Origin of the sequence: Protofrankia sp. Cr1 (assembly GCF_963555865.1) — a bacterium.
GTDB lineage: Bacteria > Actinomycetota > Actinomycetes > Frankiales > Frankiaceae > Protofrankia.
Genome location: NZ_CAUVXO010000539.1, coordinates 1 through 3,459 on the forward strand (window position 1 = coordinate 1; position 3,459 = coordinate 3,459).

Annotated in this window: 4 protein-coding genes and 1 pseudogene; 1 reads left to right on the forward strand and 4 read right to left on the reverse strand. The window is 64.9% G+C overall.

Going from position 1 to position 3,459, the window contains the following annotated elements:
• Positions 1–193 (forward strand): annotated as a pseudogene (locus tag U9980_RS25390) (recombinase family protein); the annotation flags it as partial.
• Positions 194–415: 222 nt separating this feature from the next.
• Here the strand turns inward: U9980_RS25390 and U9980_RS25395 are convergent.
• From U9980_RS25395 to U9980_RS25410, 4 genes are all read right to left on the reverse strand, one after another.
• Positions 416–1,279, reverse strand: coding sequence for a restriction endonuclease (locus U9980_RS25395; protein ID WP_322770237.1), 864 nt, complete (start codon positions 1,277–1,279; stop codon positions 416–418).
• Positions 1,280–1,685: 406 nt separating this feature from the next.
• Positions 1,686–1,922, reverse strand: a complete 237-nt coding sequence (locus tag U9980_RS25400; RefSeq protein WP_322770238.1) for a hypothetical protein — start codon at positions 1,920–1,922, stop codon at positions 1,686–1,688.
• A 135-nt stretch (positions 1,923–2,057) separates the two neighbouring features.
• Positions 2,058–2,900, reverse strand: coding sequence for a hypothetical protein (locus U9980_RS25405; RefSeq protein WP_322770239.1), 843 nt, complete (start codon positions 2,898–2,900; stop codon positions 2,058–2,060).
• A gap of 1 nt (position 2,901) precedes the next feature.
• Positions 2,902–3,459 (reverse strand): DUF559 domain-containing protein (locus U9980_RS25410; protein WP_322770240.1); only part of this gene is annotated, 558 nt, incomplete at its 5' end.

The window sequence follows — 3,459 nt, forward strand, 5'->3', positions numbered from 1 at the left end:
CCACGAGATCAAAACTCTGGTCGACGGCTTCAGCGGGCTCCTCGCGAGCCTGCGCGCCGCCGACCCCGACGACAAGGCCGAGGTCTACCGCCAACTTGGGCTTACCTACGACCGCGAAACGCAGACCGTCATCGCCGAAGCATCACCGAGATCATCGGTGTACGTAGTGTCTGTATCCGAGGGACGGCCTTGACCATTCGTACATGATCGGCCTTCGTGAGGTCTTCGACCACTCCCCCGCCGCGGGTGACGGTCGCCGATGGCTCGAAAGGGCATGCCGGGCCCTCTGGTGGCGCGTCACAGAGCTGGCGCACTCGTTACTCCTGCTGGCCGTGGTGATGCCGCCGAGGCCTGCGGTGTGGGCGTGCAGGTGTCCAGGCCGGTGGCTCCAGCCGCCTCTCCTCATCTGATCGGTTCATGTGACCTGGAATAACAGGACCCAGGCGGCGGTGGCGGCGAGGGTCAGCCGGGCGGCAGCTTCGCCCCACAGCGGCAGCCAGGGCCACAGCGGCGGCGGGGGATCGGGGTTGAGATCGGCGTCCAGGGCAGAAGCGGCGGCCGCAGCGGTCAGTCCCACCGCCAGGACGAGGACAGCAAACATGATCCCCCTGTCGATCAACGTTACGAGGGCGACAGGCGGAGCGAGCCATGCGATCCGGGCACCACCCCCGGTCGGGAGCAGCGGACGGTCACGGCTTTCGGCCCGAGACAGGGCACGCGGCTTCAGGCTTGGGATGGGCGGCTGGCCCAGCACCCATCGGGCTACCGCGGGGCGCTCCACCGCCACGACCTTCCTGTTCTCGGCGTACGCGCGGGCGTTCTCCGTCAGACGCCCGGAGGTGGCAATCATGACGGTGGTTGGGATCTGCCGGTACCGCTGGACGATGTGCCTGTGGAAGTCGCTCACCTGCGTTTGGGTGACGGCCGACTCCCCGGTGTAGCGGTAACACGCCACCGCGATCTGCCTGCCGTCCGGTGCGAGGGCCAGCACATCGAGACCGTGCTTCCCGTCGGGTTTGAGCGCCTCCGCCTCGACGCAGCCGTCCCGCTTCAGTAAGTCGACGACGAGGGAGACGAAATCGGACCCCGGTTGCTCGTCGATCTTTTCAAGCACCCGGTGGTAACGCTCGTGCAGAACCTCGATGCCTCGCAGGTATCTTCTGCCCAACTCAGCCAAGGCCAAGGCGACGAGGAGCACCAACCACACGGCAAGGAAGTACACGACGGCGCAGAGGACCGCGGTAACGAGCAGCGGCTGCCACGGATGGTCCCATGGCATGCCCTCAATCAAGCGGTTTTTGAAGTTGGAAGACTTGCCATTGGCCACACATTGATTATCCGCTCACGCGATCATCCTGTCAGCCGAATCCAGGGCTGCCGGGCGCCAGATGACTGCACCTCCGGACTTCCGGCGGGTCGACGGTTTTCGCGGCCTACGCTGTGCTCGACGGAGCCTGGTCGATGTTGTCTCCCCCAACACGACGACGGTTGACACTTGATGATCAATGATCATCGGCGGCTCTGCTTCCGACCCGTGCCGCGGGTGTCAATCCCCACCGTCCCGCAGATCCCACCTGACAGCAGCCCTCCGTCAAGGGCGACAACGATCGGGCCTGCCGTCAGGCGTATCGCGGAAGGTCTAGCCGGCGAGCACCGCGGTGACCGTAACGGTCATCGCCTCTGGGTCAGTTGACGATCGCCCAGAGGCGGAGCCCGCCATAGGCAAGGGCGAAGAAGCCAACCGCTAGAAGGTCGCCGCGTGCCACGATCTGGAAGCCGTGGTCGCGGCAGCGGGTAAACAGGCCGCGGCGAGCCCGATAGCACAGACGACCGGTGGTCCGGGTGGCGGCACCGCATCGAGACATCCAGTAAAGGCCTGCGAAGACTGGCAGGACAACGACGCCTAGGAACAGTACGATCATGAGCGCTCTCCGGGTGCGGTTCAGGGTAGTGGGGAGCTACACGAGGGATGTAGTGGGCTGGCACGGCCGGGGCGACGACGGGCACTACTGCGACGACGTGATCGTCGGCCGCGTCTTCAGCCGTTCCTCGAGGTGCTAATGCCCACTCGTGACGCCGTCCGAGGCCGTGGCCGCCAGGTCATTGAGGATGGCGTTGACGACCGGCCAACACATGTCGAGGGTATCGCGGTTGGGGCTGTGCTTAGTCCGCTTCTCCAGTCCTGGATGGACGGAGTTGCGGTAATGGCGGACGAGGTTAGAGGCCATCTTGGCGTCGTGCTCGATCCATTCGTTGGCATGCGCGAACTCCACCAGGTCCTCCAGTCCCATGTTCCTCAGAGGTTTGGGGCGCGGTCGTATCGATGGCCTGGCCTCGGCGACGTGAAGCAGTACACCCTCCAGCAGACTGCCGAGCATGATGACGGCCGAGATGTAGGCGCCCTGGTCGTAGCCGATGCGGGCCTCGTCGAGCCGGAGCTGCACTGCCTTGGCGAGCTCGGGATCACTGACCACGTCCGCTACCGCCACCTGGAGTTCGACACGGGGCGGGCGGGCACCGGTGTCGAACACCGGCTCTTCCTCGACGAGTACGGGCCGCCCGACTTCATAGCCAACGCGCAGCCCTTCCAGGGTGAGCAATGCGTTAAGTTGCTGCAGCGTGGTTTTGAACTCCGTCTCCTGGCCGTGGTATTCACGGCGGTCCGCGAGGCGCAGGACTGCGCGCTCGACGTCCTTGCCTCCCTGTCGTTGGCGCTCGTGAAGCAGCTCACTGGTCCACGAGTGACGGGATAAGCCGTCATAGTCGGGGACGTTGTTCCAGCCTGCCCGGCGGAGGAATTCCGGGATCTCCCATCCCCGCCGGTAGACCAGCGGGCCGTCGTCCCCGCAGATCAGGTGAGCGATCTCGGCCAGGGTGCTGCTGTCCAGCGGCTCGGCCATCTCAGGCTCCTTCGTCGTCGTCCAGATCACTGTCGTCCTCGTCCAGGGCGACAGGGGTCCATATGTTGACCGCGTCTCCGGTGAGGTTTTCCTCTTCGACACCGGGACGAATGCCAAGGCTGTCCAGTTTCTGCCACAACGGCGCCAGGGCGTCCTGAGGCGAAAGCGCGAACTCGCTGCTACGTACCCGCCAGAACCGCCAGCCGGCTCGGCGCAGCTCGCGCTCCCTCTCGTAGTCGTCCTGTATCTGCCGGGTGGAGGAGTGGTATGGACTGCCGTCGCATTCCACGGCCAGTCGGCCGTGTTCTCCGGTGACGACCAGGTCGATTAACTTTTCATTAACTCTCCATTGGGGAATGACATGATAACCGCGCTTCCGGATCAGCAGGAAGACCCGTTGCTCGAACAACGACTGAAAGGGGTCCCGCCGCTCGTTGAAGGAGACCTCGGCCAGCTCTGAGGGGGTGCGCTGGAACGCGGGCGGGGACTGCATGTAGGTGAGTAGGGAGCGCCGCAGGTCATTGGGGAGCTGGTCGGCGGTAACGGAGCTGAACAGCCA